The sequence below is a fragment of the Zeaxanthinibacter enoshimensis genome (genome assembly GCF_004362865.1).
Taxonomy (GTDB): domain Bacteria; phylum Bacteroidota; class Bacteroidia; order Flavobacteriales; family Flavobacteriaceae; genus Zeaxanthinibacter; species Zeaxanthinibacter enoshimensis.
This window is the reverse complement of the sequence record NZ_SNYI01000002.1, coordinates 598,158-617,895: the sequence shown is the minus strand read 5'-3', so window position 1 is coordinate 617,895 and position 19,738 is coordinate 598,158. Positions and strand designations below refer to the sequence as shown.

The following is a 19,738-nucleotide window of genomic DNA, read 5'->3' as shown; positions in this document are numbered from 1 at the left end:
TTATTTTGTCAGCGGCTAAAATACAATATTCCGTGGCAAACAGACGAGGGACTCAGGCTCTGAGCCAGGTTAATCCGGTAGCTTATTTCGTTCCTGCTCCATCATCCATTCATACAAGGCTTCAGTTTTATAAGCAGGGATCCAGGCCGCGTGGCCCAGACCTTCATATACTGTAAATTTCACATTGTAACCCAGACTTCTCAGTTTCTTTACCATATTTTCAGATTCGGAGAAGGGAATGGATTTGTCTTCTGTCCCGTGAAACACCCACATCGGCATTGCTTTATCGATCCAGGAAGCATAGGGCAAAGGTGCCATCCCGCAAACTACGGCCATTGCTGCAAAAGTTGTCGGATACTGTACGGCTAGTTCCCAGGCCGCACTGCCCCCCCGACTCAGACCTGTCAGGTAGATCCTCTTCCGGTCTACACGATTATTGGTGACAATAGTATCAAGCAATTGCATTACGGCCCGGGTGTTCCACCACTGCCTTTTATGCGGGTTCTGTGGAGCAAGGATCAGGAACGGAAAGTCTTTACCTTCCGCCAGCAGCTTTGGAGGCCCGTTCAGTTTCACTTTCTCTAAAGCTTCACCGGATTCCCCACCTCCGTGAAGAAACAGGAGCAACGGGAATTTTTCATCAGGGGAAGATTCGTAGTCTTCAGGGTAATATAAATAATATCGTAACTTTTCATTGATCACTGTCTGTTCTTCATCCTGTATCAATACGGATTGAGAGGCACAACTATTACTGAACATCAGCACAACTCCACAAAAACACCTTAATATCCACTTCATCTATTGCTGCCTGTTATATAATTTATACATTGACAAAATTGCGGAAATGCCAGGGCATTCCGCCGCGCTAAGGTACAATAATAGGCACCCATTAATTTGATCTGAAACGATCAAAATGAATCGCTTTCGCATCAATTCAATGCTTTAAAAAAAGCTACGTTGCCCGGCCTGCGTTAAAACAATGTTATTTTGTTTAGTTTATTGAATTTTTATTTAAACAGATTGTACATTTACCTGTAAGTAATACGGGTAAATCCCTACAAAAGAAAAAATGAGATGTTTGGTCTGTTTAGGAAAAAATCGGAAAAAGAAAAACTCGGTGAAAAATATAAGAAACTAATGGCCGAGGCGCACCATCTTTCTACCACCAATCGAAAACTGAGTGACGAGAAAGTATACGAGGCAGACCAGGTCCTGAAAAAAATGGACCAGTTGGATTAAAAATTAGTTTCATTGCTAAAAGCGAATTATTTATGATGACAATGGATTTACAAGAAAGGGTTTCAGAATTTTTGCAACTGAAGATGTCACATATGTCTACCAGTGACCGGATTACGGCATCCCGAAAAGCAAAGAATTTGATCCTGGAACTCAACGAGATCTATAAGGTAAAAAAGGATCAGAAGATCATGGATACCATGAAAAAAATTACCGAGGTTAAGCGAAAGGTAGAAAAAAGACTTAATGGGAGAATTACAGTATAGTACTGCAGTTTCCCGTCCTATGGAAAAAGAATTTACAGAACGAGAATTAGACCGCATTATTGAAATGGCCTGGGAGGATCGCACTCCCTTCGAAGCCATTGAGTACCAGTTTAACCTGCCTGAAAAGGAGGTCATCAAGATCATGCGGAACGAACTCAAAGAAAGCAGTTTTAAGCGGTGGCGTAAAAGAGTGAACAGCGGCCCCAGCCAGAAACATCTTAAAAAACGTAACCCCGGTATTAAACGCTTTAAAAGCTCCAGGCAAACGGCCATTAGCGGGAATCGCATCAGCAAACGCTAAATAGGATTGCTCATATGAACCTTAATAAAGTGCAGATCGCTGCTATGGACCGGATTAGAAGAATTAAAATTCTGAACGGTATCAGCGGAATTAAACCTGTTAACCTTATTGGCACCGTTTCCGCCTCCGGGAATACCAACCTGGCTGTATTTAGTTCGGTCGTTCATTTAGGCAGTGACCCTGCCCTGCTCGGTTTTATAATGAGACCCGTGGGCGAAGTACCCAGGCATACTTACGAAAACATCCTGGAGACCGGTAGTTATACCATCAACCACGTACATCCTGAATTTGTTGAGAATGCTCATTATACCTCTGCAAAGTTCGAGGGTAAGGAATCAGAGTTTGAGCAATGCGGCCTGCACGAAGAATACCACGAGGATATTTCAGCTCCCTTCGTAACAGAAAGCAGAGTTAAACTGGGTATGAATTTTATAGAAGATTCATTTATCAAACACAACGGCACCAGGCTGATCATTGGGGAGATCAACAGGTTGATCTTACCTGACGAAGCTGTGGACAGCAACGACGAACTCGATTACGAGATCCTAGGCACCGTAGGAACCTCCGGGCTTAACGGGTATTACGGGGTGAATAAAATTGGCCGGTATCCTTATGCCAGGATAGGGCAAATACCCGACACCCTTAAATCCTGATCACTGTGTACGGGACCGGGAACCCAGTAACTTTGCACTGAGGGCTTCCAGGGAGATCCCTTTGGTCTCAGGCATCATAAATGCTACGAACAACAGTTGCAACACCATCATAAAAGCGAAAAAAGCGAAAACGGGACCTGCACCTATACTTCCAAATAACAGAGGAATCATGGAAGGTATCACCGCCGCGAGTACCCAGTGGACCGAGCTGCCGAAACTCTGCCCTGAACCTCTTAAATGATTCGGGAAGATCTCCGATATATATACCCAAATCACCGTTCCCTGCCCGATGGCATGGGCCGCAATGAATATAAACAGGAAGAAAGCGACCGAGAGTCCCTCCCACCCAAAGAAAAAAGCACAGGCAACCAGCGATAAGGAAACGATATAGCCTGCAGAACCAATATACATTAACTGTCTTCTACCCATCCGGTCTATCAGGTTGATCCCGATAAGTGTAAACACCATATTGGTCACGCCTATCCCGATGCTGCTTAGTAAGGCAGTACTGGCTCCAAGTCCCGCTTCTTCGAGAATTCGCGGCGCATAATATAAGAAGGCATTGATGCCTGAAAACTGGTTAAAGAAAGCGATCAAAAACGCGAGGATCAGTGGAAAGCGGTATTTTTTCATAAAAATACTCTCGCCCTTGGGGTTTTCGCTATTCTCCTTATTGATCTCGTTCATCAAAGTATCCAGGTCCTGTCCCGGACTTACGACCCCCAGCAACCTTCTCCCCTCTTCCTGTTTCCCTTTAGATAACAACCATCTTGGGCTTTGGGGTATAGAAAAAGCTAACAGGGTATAGATCAGGGCCGGAATGGCTTCTACCCCTACCATCCAGCGCCAGGCATTTTCTCCGATGCCGCTGAGCAGGTAATTGGAAAAGAATGCGATAAGTATACCAAATACGATATTGAATTGGTAGAGCCCTACAAGTTTCCCCCTGTCTTTGGCAGGTGCAATTTCGGAGATATAGGCCGGTGCTGCAATAGTAGAAGCTCCAACCCCAAGTCCCCCGAGGAAACGGAATACCGCGAATGTAATTGGGTCGCCCGCCACTGCAGACCCTATAGCAGATACTGTATATAAAATTCCAATCCCGATCAGGGTTTTTTTCCGCCCGAACCTGTCGGTCGGGAACCCTCCCAGAAGTGCACCAATTACAGTTCCCCATAATGCTATTCCTATTACTACAATCCCGTGAAACGAGTCAGAGGAATTCCAGAGTGCCTGCAATTGTTTGTCTGCTCCGGAGATAACGACCGTGTCAAACCCGAATAAAAATCCAGCTAAAGCGGCCGTCACGGACCATAACCATAGTTTTTTCATGAGAAGGTATAGTTTGGTTTGGTTAGACCCTTAAAGTAATATATTCTGTCGATATTCAATAAACAGGTTGGGAGATTCGCCATTATTGGTCATAAAAAAAGGGGGCCGTGGCCCCCTGTTTAAATCTCTTATACCTAGTTTTTCAGGGAATTCATATCGATCACAAAGCGATATTTAACGTCAGAACTGGTCACCCTGTCATAGGCTTCGTTAATATTGTCCATGTTGATCATTTCCACGTCCGAGACGATATTGTGTTCTCCGCAGAAATCGAGCATTTCCTGTGTTTCTGCAATACCCCCGATCAAAGACCCTGCAACGCGCTTCCGGCCCATAACTAGGCCGCCTCCGTGTACGGCATCCAGCGGTTCTATTGCACCGACCAATACCATGGTGGCATCTCTTTTCAGCAGGTTGATATAGGGGTTGATATCATGCCCAACCGGAACTGTATTCAGCAAAAAGTCAAAGGAGCCGGTATGCTCTTTCATAGCTTCTTCATCTTTAGAGATCAGGACCTCGTGAGCCCCCAGCCGCTTGGCATCTTTGGCTTTATCGGGAGAGGTGGTGATCATCACCACGTGCGCGCCCATGGCATTGGCGAATTTGATTCCCATATGGCCCAGTCCGCCAAGACCGATAATACCGACTTTATCTCCTTCCTTCACACCCCAATGGTTCAGGGGGGAGAAGGTAGTTATCCCGGCACAAAGCAATGGAGCTACAGCTTTCTGATCCAAATTCTCCGGGATAGTAAGGACAAAATCCTGGTCTACTACCACCATTTCGGAATAACCTCCAAAGGTATGGCCGCCAAGGTGTTTATCTTTCCCGTTATACGTTGGGACCATCCCGTTTTCACAATATTGTTCCAGGTCGTCTTTACACGAACTGCATTCCCGGCAGGAATCAACCATACAACCTACACCTACCAGCTGGCCTTCTTTAAACTTTTTTACATTCTCACCTACTGCAACTACATGTCCAATGATCTCGTGGCCCGGAACCACCGGATACACGCTGTTCTTCCAGTCGTTTCTAACCTGGTGAATATCGCTGTGGCACACCCCACAGTAGGTAATTTCAATTTTTACATCCTTAGGGCCAACTTCACGTCTTTTGATCGTCATAGGTTCCAGGTCAGCTGCCTTGTCGCTGGCTCCGTATGCCTTTATTTCCGTACTCATATAATTTGTTTTGTTTAGGTTCTGTGTCAAAGGTCATCACTACCCCTGAACTATTATTTTAAGGTTTCTTTCTCGAGTATTTACCGATTAGTCAGATTTACTGATAGCTCGATCTCAGCCTTTAATAATTTTGATACAGGACAAACTTCTTTGGCCTTGTCAGCAATCCTTTTGAATTCCTCTTCATCTATTCCGGGTACAACCCCATCCAGGTCCAGGGTGATCTTTACAATTTCCCCATCCTGGAATGCAACCTTGGCATTCGTATTCAGGGTTTCAGGAGTAAAGCCCTCTTCGCCTAGTAAAAAACTGAGCTGCATGGTAAAACAACCTGCGTGGGCCGCTCCGATCAATTCCTCAGGATTGGTTCCTTTATCCCCGTCCTCGAAACGAGTATGAAAAGAATACTGGGTATCCTCCAGGATCCCGCTCTGCGTATTCAATACTCCATTTCCTTCTTTCCCGCTTCCGTTCCATTGGGCGGATGCTTTTCGATTAAATTTCATGCTGTATTTTTTTGATTCGTGTTTCTCTTTAAATCTCTGCTTTTATCTCGTAATCCAGGTAGCCTTCTTTCCCGGGGGTATAGAAGGTATCCTTATCCCAGTCGGTGAGCGGTATACCTTCCCTGAACCTGGCTACCAGGTCCGGGTTAGAAATATATGGTTTCCCGAATGCCACCAGGTCTGCATGGCCATCCTCTATGACCTTATTCCCTTTCTCCTGGTCAAAATCCCCGTTGATGATCAAGGTTCCTTTGTACAAGGGGCGAAAGTGTTTCGCGATCTCTTTGACCGCATAGGGGATTTCGGAGACATCTGTAAAAGGTTCTGAAAGATGTATATATGCCAGGTCATAATCATTAAGTCTCTTGATAATATACTCAAAGGTGGGGATGGTATTTTCATCCATAGTGATCCCGAACAAGTTGTGCAGGGAGGGATTGAACCTGGCCCCGATCTGCTGTTCCGGGATCTCCTGTTTGATCGCATCAAGTACTTCAAAGAAAAACCTTGTCCTGTTCTCAATACTCCCCCCGTACTCGTCTGTCCGGATATTAGAAGTACTGTTGAAGAACTGGTGAAATAGGTACCCATTAGAGGAATGTATCTCAACTCCGTTAAATCCTGCCTTAACAGCATTCCTGGCTGCCATTCTGAATTCCTCCACGGTTTCCCTGATCTCCTCCTTTGTCATTGCTTTGGGGGTCACCGTATCTTTCATCCCTTCCGGGGTAAAGGATTGCGCATTCGGGTTAAGGGCTGAAGGTGCCAGGGGCAACTCTCCGTTGTGAAAATCCGGGTGAGACATCCGTCCTACATGCCAGAGCTGGATATATATCTTTCCTCCTTCTTCGTGAACACTCTGCGTCACCTTCTTCCATCCGGCAACCTGTTCTTCAGTGTGAATTCCCGGGGTATTTATATAGCCAACAGCCCTTTCGGATACCTGGGATCCCTCGGTGATGATCAGACCGGCTGTAGACCTGATCCTGTAATATACGGGCTGAAGGCCTTCTGTAGGTTTATTTTCAGGGTTATCGGCCCTGCTCCTCGTCATCGGAGCCATCACGACCCTGTTCTTCGTTTCAAATTTTCCTTTTTTATAAGGTTGTAACAATGCTTGTTCTTCACTCATTCTTACTGCAGTTTCTTCATTAGTATCTCGGCTACTTTTTCTGAGGAGGCCGGGTTCTGCCCTGTGATCAGTAATCCGTCTTCAACGGCATAAGGCTCCCAGTCTGACCCTTTGGAATATTTCCCGCCATTCTCTTTCAGCATTTCTTCGACCAGGAAAGGAACCACATCTGTAAGTTCTACTCCTTCTTCCTCTTCATTAGTAAAACCTGCAACTTTTCGTCCTTTTACCAAAGGTTCTCCCATTACATTCTTTACGTGCTTTAATACAGCCGGAGCGTGACAGACGAAAGCAATGGGTTTCTCGTGCTTATAAAAACTTTCTATCAGTCCTATAGAAGTAGGATCTTCGACAAGGTCCCACATCAGCCCATGCCCACCAGGGTAAAAGACCGCGTCAAAACCTTTCTGATCTATAGTATTCAATTTAAGCGTATGAGCTAATTTCTCCTTGGTCTTCTCATCCTTATCAAAACGCTTTGTCGCCTCCGTGGCAGCATCTTCAGAATCACTCATAGGATCTATCGGGGGCTGCCCGCCCTCTGGTGATGCGAGGGTCACTTCATAGCCTGCATCGATCAGTTTGTAGTAGGGTGCAGCAAATTCTTCTACCCAAAATCCTGTTTTCTTCCCGGTATCTCCCATTTTGTCATTGCTGGTGAGGACAAATAATATATTCTTCATCGTATGTATTTATGGATTAGTAAATGGAGCTGGTTCAATAAGTCTTTCTGCCCAAGTCTCAGGCAGAAATCATATTGTTGACAAGTCGCCCCTTGTGTATTATCTCGCTCTATATTAAACGATTAAATCAAAGGTAGCGGAAACAATACTCAATAAAATTGACCTATATCAAGAAATCAGGCCGTCTTCACCAATTTTCTCCTTATCCTGCTTAAACTTTCAGGAGAAGCACCCAGGTAATTGGCGATATGATAATTGGCGACACGCTTTTCTATATTCGGGTATACCCTGCAGAATTCCAGGTACCGTTCTTTAAGTGTTTTCTCCAATGAAGATAATACCCTACCCCTGAGCGATATGAATGCGTTCGTAACCAGCAAACGGAAATAGCGTTCAAATTTGGGTACACGCTCAAAAAGCTGCTGAAGATCGTCATAGCTGATAGCGAGCAAGGTTGAGTCTTCCAGGGCTTCGATATATAAGCGCGAATCAACCTTATTGTAAAAAGCATCAAAATCGCCGACCCACCAGTTCTCAATAGCAAACTGTATGATGTGTTTATCACCGGACTCATCAAGATAATAAGCCTTAAGACATCCATTCACCACGAAATACTCATGTTCGATTCGAGCTCCAGGCCTTACCAACCAAGTTTTCTTATTGATCTCAACCGTGGTCAAAAGGGATGTAAAGAATTCTTCCTCTTCCTGAGTCAGAGAAATGTAATTATTTACATGAGCGAGGATTGCATTGACCATGAGAGAAAAGATAAGAGCTCTAAAATAAATAAAATTATGCTGCCTGATGATCAATCATGAAGTTCACTCTGATTAACACATCAACTATGAAAATAAGTTATCAAAAGTGCCACATCTTGACAATTGATTTCAAATTCTTACAACAGTCAAAAGTCCATTGATGCTTAACTTACACGCAGATAAGCCTTTATCAGTTCATTATCATAAAGACTCCGATTCCGCATAAATAGCCAATCAAAGCTAACCAGGCCATTCGTTTCAGGTACCACACGAAGTCTATTTTCAGGATTCCCATCGCTGCCACTCCAGCTGCGGAACCGATAATCAGGACACTACCCCCGGTACCTGCGCAATAGGCCAGGAATGTCCAGAATTCGTGATCCTGGGGATACACCTCCATGGAATACATCCCCATGGCGCCTGCTACTAAAGGTACATTGTCGATCACGGCAGATAATAACCCCAGGATGGTATTGGTTATATGAAAATCACTAAAAGATGTTTCCAGGGTTTGTCCGAGAACCAGCAGCGTACCATTGGCTTCCATTGAAGCAACGGCAAGGAGAATCCCGAGGAAGAAAAGTATACTCGGGGTATCAATCCTTTGAATAGTCGCAGCTACAGTAAGCTTGTGACGAATATCCGAGGGTTTGTTTCTATGTAGGATCTCTGTGGATATCCAGAAAATACTCAGGCTGAAAAGCATTCCCATAAAAGGTGGCAGATGAGTAACAGCCTTAAATACCGGAACCATCAACAACAGGAACACACCAAGGGCCAGGATCAGGTTACTTTCTTTTTCCTTTATAAGATGTTCCGGTTCTGAACTTTGGGTCAATGCTTCTACTGCCACCCCACGGAACCGGAAGGAGACAAACAGCAAGGGTACCAGAAGACACACCACGCTTGGCAGGAAAGTCTCTGTTATGATCGTGCCAGTAGTTACCTGCCCGCCATTCCAAAGCATAATTGTTGTAACATCCCCTATGGGTGACCAGGCACCTCCTGCATTTGCAGCAATCACAATAAATCCGGCAAAGAACCACAACTCTTCCCGTTTGGTCATGAATTTCTTCAAGATCGCCATCATTACTATGGTCGTAGTAAGGTTATCCAGAACCGCTGAAAGGAAAAAGGTAAGCCCGGATAAAGTCCAGAGAAGGCCTGTTTTTGAATTTATCCGGACCACTCTCTGAATGATCCCGAATCCATTATGACTGTCAATCAGCTCCACAATGGTCATCGCGCCCAGGAGAAAGAACAGGATCTCAGCAATATCCTCAAAGTGCTCCTTCAGGTGGTGCAGGGTTTCAGGAAGGTTGTCTGACTGCAGTACCAGAAGAAGCCACAACAACACTCCAAGGAAGAGTGCTGTTCCGGCTTTATCAATCTTTATTTTATGCTCTAACGCGATCAGAACATAACCTATGATGAAAATTAATGCGAAAGTGGCCATTCCAGATTATTTGAGTTCTTTAAAACTAAAAGATGGCCTCAGGACGATAGCTCTCATGCCACCTTGCTACCGCGATGGTAACTGTGTATATGGTTAAGGATAATCAGTTTCCATTTTTCCGCTCTTCGAACTTCATAATCCTCTGAGAAGCTAACCTTAAGGTCATACATATTAAGCAATAAATTGTTCCCATTATGATCCAAAGAAAGTTCCAAATCCAACCGTTCCAGCACAGATATTTTTTTATCCCTGATCTTTGGGTATTTCCTGCTCTCGATAATTTTACACCCGACAACTTTGTCCAGATCGATAACCTCGTCCACCTTAACAGTCTCGTAATTCTTAATAAAAAGCAGTTTTCTCAAGTGGGGATCGATCCCGATGTAATTCTGTTCCCAGGCTTCTTCCGAGATTATATTCAAGTGGTGCTCTTTTACAGCCCTGTCATAGGCATCCCGCCATTGTTTGCGCCCGGCTCTTCCATTGCGTTCTAAAAAATAATAAGGTATGAATACACTGCCCACCAGGACCAGTGAAATTATGATCATTTCAGTTTCCATAAATAAAATATATAAGATGTGATTTCCTTTTCTGCTTTCGGCAAAACCAAGGTATCAGGCCATAAGATGGAACATACCCGGGTAAATCCTATAAAGCTGATTTTGTAGAGAAGTAAAGGCTACATCAGGGAAAGAAATGAAAGGGAAAGATGATATCCGTACTACCCAGTGATGGGGTAATAAAGCGGCACAGCATTAAATAAAGCGGAACCCCGGAAAGGGATACTGATTCAGGGGCGGTAGAGGAAAGGTTCCCGGTAAAAATCGAAGTTACCACTTCCCATTCCTTTACTTCCGGGACTTCCATCGGGTTGGAATGAAGATAATCGTTGGAATCCAGAACAGGAGGTGATGTAAGTGTACCGGAAATTTTATCCGACGAGAAATGATCAAAACATGGGTTCTGCGGTTCGATTCCCGCATAGACCTGCATTGTAACTAGAGCTGCAAGCAGTAAAAATAAAAGCCTGGTGACAGACATTCTCTGGATATAAAAACAGGATAAAGGTATTTATTTAAAGCTTTAATAATATGTTAATTTTTAGAGTATTACATAGGCCATTCCATTGGCTCTCAAAGACTACAGTCGAACAGAATTATATAACATTGCGGTAATAATAAAATAACCTTGCGGCTATTTTATGATAACAAATGTCAGCGTCATTTGCTGGCATTTTCAGGATTACCCGGAGTTCAAAAAACGGGGATCCGTTAACCAATTAAGACAAATGGAAAATTCAATTATATACTTGGGATTTCTCATCGCTGCCTACGCGGTGATCGCAAATGATGTTATCCAGACCCTGGGAACTTTTTTGGCCTCTAACCATAAACAGAAATGGTGGGTTCTGTGGGGTTTCGCCTCAGTGATCCTATGTGCTACACTAATATACGGCTGGAACCTGCATCAGGGGGATGTAACCTATGGTCGCCTGGACAAGATACCTTTGCCGGAAACCATGCCGTGGTGGTACCTCCTTGCACCCCTAACACTGCTTGTGATTACCAGGTTCGGTATCCCTGTAAGTACTACATTTATGATCTTAAGTGTTTTCTCCTCACAGCAGGTTATTGAAGGGATGGTTTTTAAATCGGTCATCGGGTACGCCTTGGCACTGGTAACGGCTCTTATAATTTACCTGGTAATCGCAAAGAGATTCGAATCAGACGAGGCCCTGGAAAATCTTGATAAAAAGAACAAACGTTACTGGCTGGCTGCCCAGTGGGCTTCCACCGCTTTTCTCTGGTCGCAATGGCTTATACAGGACTTTGCCAATATTTATGTCTTTCTTCCCCGGCAACTGAGCTTTCCGGAGTTAATGATGTCTTTAACGGTTCTTCTCGGAATCATGGCCTATATTTTTAACAGTCGCGGTGGTAAGATTCAGAAGATCGTTAACCAAAAATCCAATACCCGGAATATCCGTTCGGCCACGCTTATCGATCTTTTCTACGGATTACTGTTGTTTTTCTATGGAAATATGAACAATATTCCGATGAGTACTACCTGGACGTTTATCGGAGTACTTGCGGGAAGAGAGATTGCCATACACTACCTATTGCGGAAACAACATATGAAAAAGGCGTATGTACTGATCGGTAAGGATTTTGCCAAGGTTAATATCGGGTTAGCCGTGAGTATACTGATCGCCTTTCTAATTCAGTTTTTTAAAGTCTGACAATCAGCATTATAAATGATTAATATCATCCGGATTCGACACGTTTTTTGTATCTTTAATAGAGTCCGGAGGTATTAGAGATCGCTACAATCAGATTGTGAGTTTTCGATCTCCGCCTCTGATTTAAACCCAGGCTACCAGGTATGAAGACGCTCTACCAATTGTCATCAGAGATCACAAGGCTTACCAACCTGATTGAGACCAGGTACCCGGAATTGTATATATTCCTGGATGAGGATCCTATCACCCTTCCTTCCATGGCGCATATCGAGATTGATACGACCATTCTTAAGGAGTATATCCAGAGTTTAAAACAAATGCTTAAACGCTACCTGCATACTCATAAGAAATAGTATAGCATATTATGGATAAAAAGGGGACAGCACGTGTAAGGTCGTCCCCTTTTGTTTTCAGGAATTATTCCAGGGTTGGTCTGGGAAGGAAGGACGGTATTTCCGAGTTCTGATCTCCTGCTGTTGCATTATATCAAAAAGGGTATTGAATTTCCTTTGACCGGAGAATACGGAGTGAACATATGGTTTCATGATCTGAAGGATAATAATTTAATGCTGCCGATCTCAGCGTGTAAAATTTCGGTATTGTGCCCATTGCACGCGTTTGCAATCTCTTAGGTTAGAGAAGTAATTAAAGGTCTTTGATTCTGTTGCGGTTTTCGTCATTGTAGCTTTCATGGTTTCCAGATATTAGGTTTTATAATTTGTAATTTTTTTCTTGTTATATACTTACAGGACGATGGATGGCAACCTTTGTTACAGTACATTGTTATACAAGGTACTATTTTATATAATATTTAACATATACATACTTTAAGCCATATTACAAGATTGACCATTAACGGTATATCCTATTAGGACCATGACAGTAAAAATGCTTAAATAAACTTCATACATAGAAAACAGTGCCACTTGCACAAAAAATAATCTATGACGTTGGGAAATGATTAATTTAAAAATTCAACTCCATCATCATGGGTAAAAGATACTCGACCGTCATACTGCTCGCGGGATTATTACTGTGCCTGGGTTTTTCCGCTCAAAAAATGCTGCTTGATATTCCAAAGACCTGGGATATGGAGGAAATTAAGCGGTTTCATCTTCCTCCACCGGATACTTCCGTCATCATTGAATATGTTCCTGAGGCAACTTATTATTCATTAGATGAGCACCGCATTTACAAGACCTTCCCCGTCTATATCCGGGAACACGAACCCCCCGGATACCTGGATTCTTTAAAAGAGCTAAGCCCGGAGCTTATCGATTTTTCAAAGTTAAGCACCCAGGAAGACTGGATTGCTGCCGGTAAAGCAGTGTATTACTGGCCCGTTGACCAGCGGGCAGTCTCACCCCGGGGACAATTCCTCGATTCTTCCGTAATTTCCATGATTGGAATTGAAACCACCCCTGAAGGGATAGTACCGTATACCCAGTATACCAGGACCCCGGAGGGCCTACGTCAGGGAGGTCAGTCCTGTGCCTCTTGCCATACAGGTATCGTAAACGGTAAAGTTTACGATGGGATCCAGGGGGATTTTCCATTTGACCGGCTATTTGGATATATCAGGGAAAAATTTGATATCCCGTATAATGAGAGTGGCGTTAAATCACTGACAATAACTCCATGGATTGAGGAAAGAGTAAACTGGATGTCGGATTCCAGTTCACAACTGGAGTTCCTGAAAGCTATACCGCCTGGAGTAATGGTACGCCAGGGATTTGCCTATAATTATCCATTGGCCGTTCCCAGCCTGGTCGGAATAAAAGACATCAAATACCTGGATCATACCGGGTTAATGCGACACGACAACATCGGGGACCTGATGCGATATGCTGCTTTTAACCAGGGGTTGGACATGCTGACAAGTTATAACGGTTATATTCCCATGCGTGGTTTCAATTCTCATGATGAGATCACGGCTGACAGCCCCTGGTCCCATCCCTTCGGCAATGTCAATAAACGGTATAGCGATGCGCAGTTATTCGCATTGGCCAAATATATTTACTCATTAGAAGCCCCTGAGAATCCCCAAAAATTCCCGCAGGAATTATTGAATAAAGGGAAGACGGTGTTTAACCGGGAAGGCTGCGTGACCTGCCATCCTCCTCCTTTTTACACCAATAACCAGTTGCTGCCTGCAACCGGATATGAGCCATCGGCATCTGATTTCGAGAAGTACGACATCTTTAATATTTCGGTGGAAACCGATTCGGTAACCACACTTTATACCCGAAGAGGGACTGGGTTTTATAAAGTACCTTCCTTACGTGGCGCCTGGATGCGGCAAGCCTTTTTCCATAATGGCAACCTGTCCCGGATGGAAGATGTACTGGACCCGCAAAGGCTGGAGGACGATTACATCCCAACGGGTTTTAAACCGGCTACCAAGGAAACTATGGCTGTGAAGGGCCACCCCTTCGGAATGCAAATTTCGGAGGAAGAGAAGGAAGCACTATTGGCATATTTAAAGTCTTTATAAAATGCGTTTAGCAATATCTATCGGCTTCTTGATGTTGATGACACAGTTCATCAGGGCGCAGTATGATCATACCACACCCCTTCTTGATGGAAATGTCCTGTTCACCATAGAAAATGCAGGCTTTCCGGTAGAAGGGACTATTGGAGAACTTAGGGGTCAATTGGAATGGGACACCCGTAAACCGGAGAAATCAATTATCAATATAACTGCAAATCCTGCAACCATTAAAACCGGGATTGGACTTCGTGATAAGCATCTTAAAAGATCGGATTATTTTGATGTTGAATCGTATCCTGAGATTCACATGAACCTACGTTCCCTGAAGCAAAAGTCTCCGAAAATATTTATGGGAGATTTTGATCTTACTATGAAAGGAATCACCAGGGAAGTGACAATTCCATTGAACTTTTCAGAAGATAACAGCCAAAAACTCTCGGCCGAATTTGAAATAAACCGGTTAGATTTTGATCTGGGGGAAAAAAGCCTCATCTTGTCTGATAAGGTAAATATATATGTAACCCTGGACCTCTGAGTCTATTTCACTCGACTTATGCGCAAGGCATTGAGGCCGAAGTATTCCCCCTTATCTGTACTGATGACTATATTTCCATCCGAGACTTCTACTTCGGTAGTTAATCTTCTTGCTTGTAATGGAGGTGTATTGCCTAAATCCAACACTGCATTATTTATCCTTACCTGGCTTGCATGTGTAGCTTTTAAAACTGATCCGGTTTCCTCCTTGCCCAATTCATAAGCGATAGACTTATTTTTCTGGAAGGATGCCAAATACAGGTCTACCTTGTAAGTTCCATTTTCTAACGGAATCATAAGATGCGATAAATGACCCATCGCGGTTTGGTAAAGTGGATCTTCATCCGTACCTCTTATATTAGAGGAAGTTCTGAAATTTCTGACGTCTTCATTGACCTTGAAAAATTCATTTTCCTTATTGATCGGGATCCATACCGATCTTTCTCTATCTGTAAAATAGGTAGAAGCACCGAAATTCAATTCGAGTTTACCCCCTTTCTTATTCAATCCAGGAGTTTGCCAGTACAACTGTACGGAATCCACGATCTTATTGATATACGCCTTTATCTTATTACTACCCGGCTGAAGGGTGACCTGTGTTTGGATCATACCATTGTGCGGTTCAAACACCCCAATATTTTCACCGTTTAAATCTAATCTTACAGGTCTGTTGGTAATTACCTTGATCGAGCGGTCAGGAGTTGACCCGACGTGTATGGGAAGATCTTTCCATATGTGTACTAAAGGTTTTTCCTCTCTTAAAATAGCCTTATACCACCAGTACGTATTTTTAGGACTACGGTCATAAGAGACGAGTCCTTTTTGATTAATGTGTGGCTTGGTATCCCCACGGAACTCAGATCCAAAATCAGAAAAATTCCAGGCGGCCATACCTATTACATAAGGCCGTTCCTTGACCTGTTCTACATAACCCTGGTGGTATTTTAGTTGGTATTCCTCCGTAAAATCATATTTTTCAGGGTACTCGGTATGCAGACGGGAATCACTCCCAACGCCGTATTCTGAAAGGATGAGGGGTCTGTCCGGGTATTTAGCAAATTCTTCATCCAGGAATGGACCCAGGTCTTCTATAGCGCCCACATACCAACCATAATAAAGATTCCAGCCAAGTACCATCGGTAAAGAGGAAATCCCCGTCTCATTATACACCTGGTGGCCATGGATCGCCATAGCTGTAAGGTGATCCGGTGCCATAGTTCTCGTTAAATTTTCCAATTCCCGGGCCAGTTCCAGTGTTTTGTTCTTGATCTCCGTTTCTTGTTCCGGGGAATGCTTATCAAAAACCATCCTCAAATAAATCTCGTTCATATAGCCGATAAATACCAACGAAGGATGATTTATACTTTGTGCGATATGTTCCTTTTGCATTTGTAATACGGTTTCAGCATATGGTCTGTACTCCGCTCCTGTGGGAACCTTGTTCACTACAGGAATCTCCGACCACAAGACAAGTCCAAGACTGTCGGCCATCTCGTAAATCTCCTGATGCTGGGGATAATGGGCTAACCGGAGAAAATTACCGCCCATTTCTTTAATCATCATGAGATCTTTTAATTGTTCTTCTACAGGCACTGCATTACCGAATCCCTCCAGATCCTGATGCCTGTTCACCCCGATCAATTTTAATGTATCCTGGTTAATTATAAATCCCTCTGTTGTGGCAGCTACAGTTCTAAAACCCACTTTATGTTCAAAGCGGTCCATGAAGGTTCCATTTTTATCAAGTAACTTCAGCTCTACATTATAGAGGTAAGGATCGGAGGGAGACCAAACATGCACCTCAGGTAGTTTTAATGATAGATTCTTTGCAGTAATACCGGCTTTCACTGGTAATTTCAGGGAATCAGAGTCCACTCGCAATCCCTCCTGATCTGTGATTTTACGGATCAGTATAACTTCTGTGTCTTCCTGACTTCTGATGCGCATATCCAGGTTCAGGATTCCGCCTTGCTCATTTCCGGGACTGGCTTTTAAAAGAATATCGTCTGCACCGTAATTGCGGTTAAAGGAAATTTCATTCTCCTCCATTAGATACACCTTCCGGTACAACCCCCCATAGAATGTGAAATCAGCATCTAACGGAGGTATACTTTCCATATGCGAATTATCTACTAGTACTTTAATTTGGTTTTTCCCTTCCCTGAGAAATTCAGATATTGGAATATCAAAGGCTGTATAGCCGCCCCGGTGTTGCCCCGCCAGGCTGTCGTTGATATATACCCTGGTCAGCTGGTTGGCCCCCTTGAAATGGAGGTACCGATGGGCAGCAAGTTCGTGGATATTAATAGTTGTCTCATATACCCCCTGACCCCTGAAATATCCAGGTACATCATCAAAGGCATCTTCGATATTCCAGGTATGGGGCAGGGTCACCTCAGAGACGGAAAGAGAATCTGATGCCTTGTAAAACATCCAATTATCAAGGTGGATCTGGGCCTTTACCGGATGACAGACTAAGCCCAGGAGGCATAGGAGGATTGCAGGTTTCATAGCAGAATATTGAGTTGCTAAAAATAGGAACAACAGGATGGGATAAAAACAGTAAGACAAAAATATTTCCTGGTCCCCGGAAAAATCAGATGAACAGGATTGGCGAAAGAGCATCAATTATATGTTTCTTCATCCGCTGACTTTCATCATAAAGAGTAACTTTACCTCTAAGTTAAACTGCATTGAAAACCACCTTCAGATCCTATATCACTGACTTATTTCAATTCCTGAAAAGCACTGACTTTTCTAAGGCCATTCTTATTGGGTTCGGAGTGACAATTCCTGTGCTTGCAGGCATTTATACCGGGAACCTGGAAATAGGGTTGGCCATAGCTTTTGGAGCCTTTTGGTGTTCTCCCAGTGATGTGAGTGGCAGGTTCAGGAACAAAGTGGTGGGTATTCTCCTGGCTACGGCCCTGATCATGGTGGTAACCTTTATGGCCGGCTATTTTGTACGTGAGACATGGTGGTTGTTGCTCGTCCTGGGCTTTCTTACCTTCTGTATCTCCTATATTTCTATCTACGGGTTCCGGGCATCCCTGATCAGCTTTTCAGGCCTTTTGGCCCTGGTACTCAGTTTTGCCCATGATGCCAAGGTGTTGCTGAATTATGAATATACACTTCTTGTGGGATTGGGAGGCATCTGGTATTTGTTGCTGGCAACTATCCGCGAAAAGATCAATCCGAGAGGGGCCCTGGAGGAAGCACTCAATAATACCTATGAATTATCGGCCGATTTCCTTGATATACGGCGGCGAATTCTTACCAACCTCGGCAAACAGGATGTTTTACAGCGGGAACTTCTGGAGGTACAGACCCAACTGACAGAACAACATGAAACTTTGCGCGAGATATTACTGGTGAGCCGGAAAAGTTCCGGGCAGTCGCAATACCTGAATGAACGTCTTCTGATCCTGGTGGCACTGGTAGACATCCTGGAATCTGCCGTAGCTCACCCTGTCAATTACTCAAAAATGGAAAAACTGGCAGAGCGGTATCCCGGTCTGGTAGAACAATTCGGGGAGTTGATCGGCGGTATGTCCCTGCAGTTGCACGATATTGCCCGGGCCGGAAACAGCGTAAAAAAATTACCCAGTCACTCACACCTTACCGAGCTATCAAATAAGCTGAAGGAAGAGATCGAGTCTTGCCAGGCAGATTTTGAAAGCTATCTCACCTTTAAAAACCTTCTTGAATACCTGGAGAAACAACTGGAGAAGATCAACAGGATCAAATGGGTGCTCGGGAACCCGGGGAGTGAAGAAATTGAGATGGTAGACAGGAAACTCCTGAAGAAGTTCAAGATTAACAGAGAATACGATCCCCGGGATCTGCTTCGGAACTTAAATTTCAGGTCAGCCATATTTAAACATTCTTTAAGGCTGGCAGTAACCATGATGGTGGGTTACGGGGTAGGCTGGTACTATGATTTTCAGAATCCTTACTGGATTCTTCTCACGATTATCGTTATCATGAGGCCCAATTACGGGCTGACCAAAAAACGGTTCAAGGAAAGGATCTTTGGCACCCTGATCGGCGGAGCCCTGGCTGTGGGGGTGGTATTCCTGGTCAGGGATGTATATGTTTACGCGGTTCTCGGGATTGGCTCCCTGGTACTGGCCTTTTCCATGCTGCAAAGGAATTATCGCACGGCTGCCGTTTTCATTACCCTGAGTGTGATTTTTATTTATGCCATCATCAGGCCCGATGTACTGACTGTAATACAATATCGTTTGTTAGACACCCTGATCGGGGCAGGACTCTCCCTGGTATCCGTGTTATTCCTATGGCCGGCCTGGGGGTTCCTGGAAATAAAAGACAGTATACTGGGAAGTGTTAAGGCCAACCGGAGTTTCCTTGAGCAAATCGCAGAATATTACCGCCAAAAAGGCGCTGTTCCTCCTGCACTCCGGTTAGCCCGTAAAGAAGCTTTTTTGCAAAGTTCCCAACTCAGTACCGCCTACCAGCAAATGGCCCAGGAACCGGAATCAAAACAATTGTACCTGGATGAGATCTATAAGCTGGTTGTTTTAAATCATTCATTCCTGACGGCACTTGCATCCTTAAGTACATACTTCCAAACCCGCCCTACCACCAAGGCTTCGGAATTCTTTGACAAGGCAATTGCTCATATCGATGAGAACATGCGGCTTTTGATCTGTGCCCTGGAAGATGAAGAATTTGAGTGTCCTGAACCTGAAGTAAAATCCCAGGATTTTGAAATCCCCGGCACATTTGAAGCAATGACCGAATTGGATGCCCTGGGAATAAGCATCCAACCTCAAAATGAACAGGAATACCAGGAAGCACACCTGGTGATGGAGCAGTTGCGCTGGTTACATACCCTCAGTAATCAAATGATGAAATTGACCTCTTTGATCGATTTTCAGCGGGAATTTTAACGAACTTCCCCGGATTACAAGGTCATTTCAGGTTACCCTGACATATCTCCA

The 19,738-nt window shown here is 44.1% G+C and carries 20 protein-coding genes; 9 read left to right on the top strand and 11 right to left on the bottom strand.

Features of this window, described 5'->3' with window-relative positions; translation table 11 throughout:
* Positions 1 to 69 precede the first annotated feature (69 nt).
* Positions 70 to 798, bottom strand: a complete 729-nt coding sequence (locus CLV82_RS08955) for a carboxylesterase family protein (RefSeq protein WP_133643969.1) — start codon at positions 796 to 798, stop codon at positions 70 to 72.
* A gap of 276 nt (positions 799 to 1,074) precedes the next feature.
* Between CLV82_RS08955 and CLV82_RS08950 the strand changes: the two genes are divergently transcribed.
* From CLV82_RS08950 to CLV82_RS08935, 4 genes are read left to right on the top strand one after another with little or no spacing between them, the layout of a single operon-like run.
* A complete protein-coding gene (locus tag CLV82_RS08950) occupies positions 1,075 to 1,239 on the top strand; it encodes a Lacal_2735 family protein (protein ID WP_133643968.1) in 165 nt (54 codons plus the stop codon).
* 41 nt (positions 1,240 to 1,280) lie between these two features.
* Positions 1,281 to 1,502 carry a hypothetical protein gene (locus CLV82_RS08945; RefSeq protein ID WP_133643967.1) on the top strand — a complete coding sequence of 74 codons (222 nt, stop codon included), beginning with the start codon at positions 1,281 to 1,283 and terminating at the stop codon, positions 1,500 to 1,502.
* Between the two features lie 19 nt (positions 1,503 to 1,521).
* Positions 1,522 to 1,803 (top strand): TIGR03643 family protein, encoded by a 282-nt coding sequence (locus tag CLV82_RS08940; protein ID WP_133644505.1) that lies wholly within the window; start codon positions 1,522 to 1,524, stop codon positions 1,801 to 1,803.
* A gap of 14 nt (positions 1,804 to 1,817) precedes the next feature.
* Positions 1,818 to 2,456 carry a flavin reductase family protein gene (locus tag CLV82_RS08935; RefSeq protein WP_133643966.1) on the top strand — a complete coding sequence of 213 codons (639 nt, stop codon included), beginning with the start codon at positions 1,818 to 1,820 and terminating at the stop codon, positions 2,454 to 2,456.
* Here CLV82_RS08935 and CLV82_RS08930 read toward each other — a convergent pair whose 3' ends face one another.
* The 9 genes from CLV82_RS08930 to CLV82_RS08890 all read right to left on the bottom strand — a co-directional run bounded on the left by CLV82_RS08930 (position 2,457) and on the right by CLV82_RS08890 (position 10,551).
* Positions 2,457 to 3,788: a sugar porter family MFS transporter gene (locus CLV82_RS08930; protein WP_133643965.1), complete on the bottom strand. Its 1,332-nt coding sequence runs from the start codon at positions 3,786 to 3,788 to the stop codon at positions 2,457 to 2,459.
* 134 nt (positions 3,789 to 3,922) lie between these two features.
* Positions 3,923 to 4,975, bottom strand: coding sequence for an NAD(P)-dependent alcohol dehydrogenase (locus tag CLV82_RS08925; protein WP_133643964.1), 1,053 nt, complete (start codon positions 4,973 to 4,975; stop codon positions 3,923 to 3,925).
* Between the two features lie 80 nt (positions 4,976 to 5,055).
* Positions 5,056 to 5,481, bottom strand: coding sequence for an OsmC family protein (locus CLV82_RS08920; protein ID WP_133643963.1), 426 nt, complete (start codon positions 5,479 to 5,481; stop codon positions 5,056 to 5,058).
* Between the two features lie 28 nt (positions 5,482 to 5,509).
* Entirely contained in the window at positions 5,510 to 6,613 is a 1,104-nt protein-coding gene (locus CLV82_RS08915) for an alkene reductase (protein WP_133643962.1), read from the bottom strand.
* A gap of 2 nt (positions 6,614 to 6,615) precedes the next feature.
* A complete protein-coding gene (locus CLV82_RS08910; protein ID WP_133643961.1) occupies positions 6,616 to 7,296 on the bottom strand; it encodes a type 1 glutamine amidotransferase domain-containing protein in 681 nt (226 codons plus the stop codon).
* A 176-nt stretch (positions 7,297 to 7,472) separates the two neighbouring features.
* A complete protein-coding gene (locus CLV82_RS08905; protein WP_133643960.1) occupies positions 7,473 to 8,054 on the bottom strand; it encodes a Crp/Fnr family transcriptional regulator in 582 nt (193 codons plus the stop codon).
* 190 nt (positions 8,055 to 8,244) lie between these two features.
* Entirely contained in the window at positions 8,245 to 9,510 is a 1,266-nt protein-coding gene (gene nhaD, locus CLV82_RS08900) for a sodium:proton antiporter NhaD (RefSeq protein WP_133643959.1), read from the bottom strand.
* A 53-nt stretch (positions 9,511 to 9,563) separates the two neighbouring features.
* Positions 9,564 to 10,070, bottom strand: a complete 507-nt coding sequence (locus tag CLV82_RS08895; RefSeq protein WP_133643958.1) for a hypothetical protein — start codon at positions 10,068 to 10,070, stop codon at positions 9,564 to 9,566.
* Between the two features lie 124 nt (positions 10,071 to 10,194).
* A complete protein-coding gene (locus CLV82_RS08890; RefSeq protein WP_133643957.1) occupies positions 10,195 to 10,551 on the bottom strand; it encodes a hypothetical protein in 357 nt (118 codons plus the stop codon).
* Between the two features lie 247 nt (positions 10,552 to 10,798).
* Here CLV82_RS08890 and CLV82_RS08885 point away from each other — a divergent pair, with 247 nt between their 5' ends.
* From CLV82_RS08885 to CLV82_RS08870, 4 genes are all read left to right on the top strand, one after another.
* On the top strand, positions 10,799 to 11,749 hold the full coding sequence (locus tag CLV82_RS08885) for a hypothetical protein (protein WP_133643956.1): 951 nt from the start codon (positions 10,799 to 10,801) through the stop codon (positions 11,747 to 11,749).
* Positions 11,750 to 11,892: 143 nt separating this feature from the next.
* Positions 11,893 to 12,102: a hypothetical protein gene (locus CLV82_RS08880; protein ID WP_133643955.1), complete on the top strand. Its 210-nt coding sequence runs from the start codon at positions 11,893 to 11,895 to the stop codon at positions 12,100 to 12,102.
* Positions 12,103 to 12,737: 635 nt separating this feature from the next.
* Positions 12,738 to 14,243, top strand: coding sequence for a hypothetical protein (locus CLV82_RS08875; protein WP_133643954.1), 1,506 nt, complete (start codon positions 12,738 to 12,740; stop codon positions 14,241 to 14,243).
* 1 nt (position 14,244) lies between these two features.
* Positions 14,245 to 14,775: a YceI family protein gene (locus CLV82_RS08870; RefSeq protein ID WP_133643953.1), complete on the top strand. Its 531-nt coding sequence runs from the start codon at positions 14,245 to 14,247 to the stop codon at positions 14,773 to 14,775.
* A gap of 2 nt (positions 14,776 to 14,777) precedes the next feature.
* Here the strand turns inward: CLV82_RS08870 and CLV82_RS08865 are convergent, their stop codons facing one another.
* Positions 14,778 to 17,285, bottom strand: a complete 2,508-nt coding sequence (locus tag CLV82_RS08865; RefSeq protein WP_166636690.1) for a glycoside hydrolase family 2 protein — start codon at positions 17,283 to 17,285, stop codon at positions 14,778 to 14,780.
* A 182-nt stretch (positions 17,286 to 17,467) separates the two neighbouring features.
* On the opposite strand from CLV82_RS08865, the gene CLV82_RS08860 reads away from it, so the two are divergent.
* Entirely contained in the window at positions 17,468 to 19,687 is a 2,220-nt protein-coding gene (locus CLV82_RS08860; RefSeq protein WP_133643951.1) for an FUSC family protein, read from the top strand.
* The last annotated feature ends 51 nt before the right edge of the window (positions 19,688 to 19,738 follow it).

What these genes read in the sequence shown, in the direction of transcription:
- CLV82_RS08955 (WP_133643969.1), bottom strand. Translation starts at nt 798, where the DNA reads ATGAAGTGGATATTAAGGTGTTTTTGTGGAGTTGTGCTGATGTTCAGT.
- CLV82_RS08865 (WP_166636690.1), bottom strand. Translation starts at nt 17,285, where the DNA reads ATGAAACCTGCAATCCTCCTATGCCTCCTGGGCTTAGTCTGTCATCCG.
- nhaD (WP_133643959.1), bottom strand. Translation starts at nt 9,510, where the DNA reads ATGGCCACTTTCGCATTAATTTTCATCATAGGTTATGTTCTGATCGCG.
- CLV82_RS08870 (WP_133643953.1), top strand. Translation starts at nt 14,245, where the DNA reads ATGCGTTTAGCAATATCTATCGGCTTCTTGATGTTGATGACACAGTTC.
- CLV82_RS08940 (WP_133644505.1), top strand. Translation starts at nt 1,522, where the DNA reads ATGGAAAAAGAATTTACAGAACGAGAATTAGACCGCATTATTGAAATG.
- CLV82_RS08875 (WP_133643954.1), top strand. Translation starts at nt 12,738, where the DNA reads ATGGGTAAAAGATACTCGACCGTCATACTGCTCGCGGGATTATTACTG.
- CLV82_RS08905 (WP_133643960.1), bottom strand. Translation starts at nt 8,054, where the DNA reads ATGGTCAATGCAATCCTCGCTCATGTAAATAATTACATTTCTCTGACT.
- CLV82_RS08890 (WP_133643957.1), bottom strand. Translation starts at nt 10,551, where the DNA reads ATGTCTGTCACCAGGCTTTTATTTTTACTGCTTGCAGCTCTAGTTACA.
- CLV82_RS08925 (WP_133643964.1), bottom strand. Translation starts at nt 4,975, where the DNA reads ATGAGTACGGAAATAAAGGCATACGGAGCCAGCGACAAGGCAGCTGAC.
- CLV82_RS08930 (WP_133643965.1), bottom strand. Translation starts at nt 3,788, where the DNA reads ATGAAAAAACTATGGTTATGGTCCGTGACGGCCGCTTTAGCTGGATTT.
- CLV82_RS08935 (WP_133643966.1), top strand. Translation starts at nt 1,818, where the DNA reads ATGAACCTTAATAAAGTGCAGATCGCTGCTATGGACCGGATTAGAAGA.
- CLV82_RS08880 (WP_133643955.1), top strand. Translation starts at nt 11,893, where the DNA reads ATGAAGACGCTCTACCAATTGTCATCAGAGATCACAAGGCTTACCAAC.
- CLV82_RS08895 (WP_133643958.1), bottom strand. Translation starts at nt 10,070, where the DNA reads ATGGAAACTGAAATGATCATAATTTCACTGGTCCTGGTGGGCAGTGTA.
- CLV82_RS08885 (WP_133643956.1), top strand. Translation starts at nt 10,799, where the DNA reads ATGGAAAATTCAATTATATACTTGGGATTTCTCATCGCTGCCTACGCG.
- CLV82_RS08920 (WP_133643963.1), bottom strand. Translation starts at nt 5,481, where the DNA reads ATGAAATTTAATCGAAAAGCATCCGCCCAATGGAACGGAAGCGGGAAA.
- CLV82_RS08945 (WP_133643967.1), top strand. Translation starts at nt 1,281, where the DNA reads ATGGATTTACAAGAAAGGGTTTCAGAATTTTTGCAACTGAAGATGTCA.
- CLV82_RS08950 (WP_133643968.1), top strand. Translation starts at nt 1,075, where the DNA reads ATGTTTGGTCTGTTTAGGAAAAAATCGGAAAAAGAAAAACTCGGTGAA.
- CLV82_RS08915 (WP_133643962.1), bottom strand. Translation starts at nt 6,613, where the DNA reads ATGAGTGAAGAACAAGCATTGTTACAACCTTATAAAAAAGGAAAATTT.
- CLV82_RS08910 (WP_133643961.1), bottom strand. Translation starts at nt 7,296, where the DNA reads ATGAAGAATATATTATTTGTCCTCACCAGCAATGACAAAATGGGAGAT.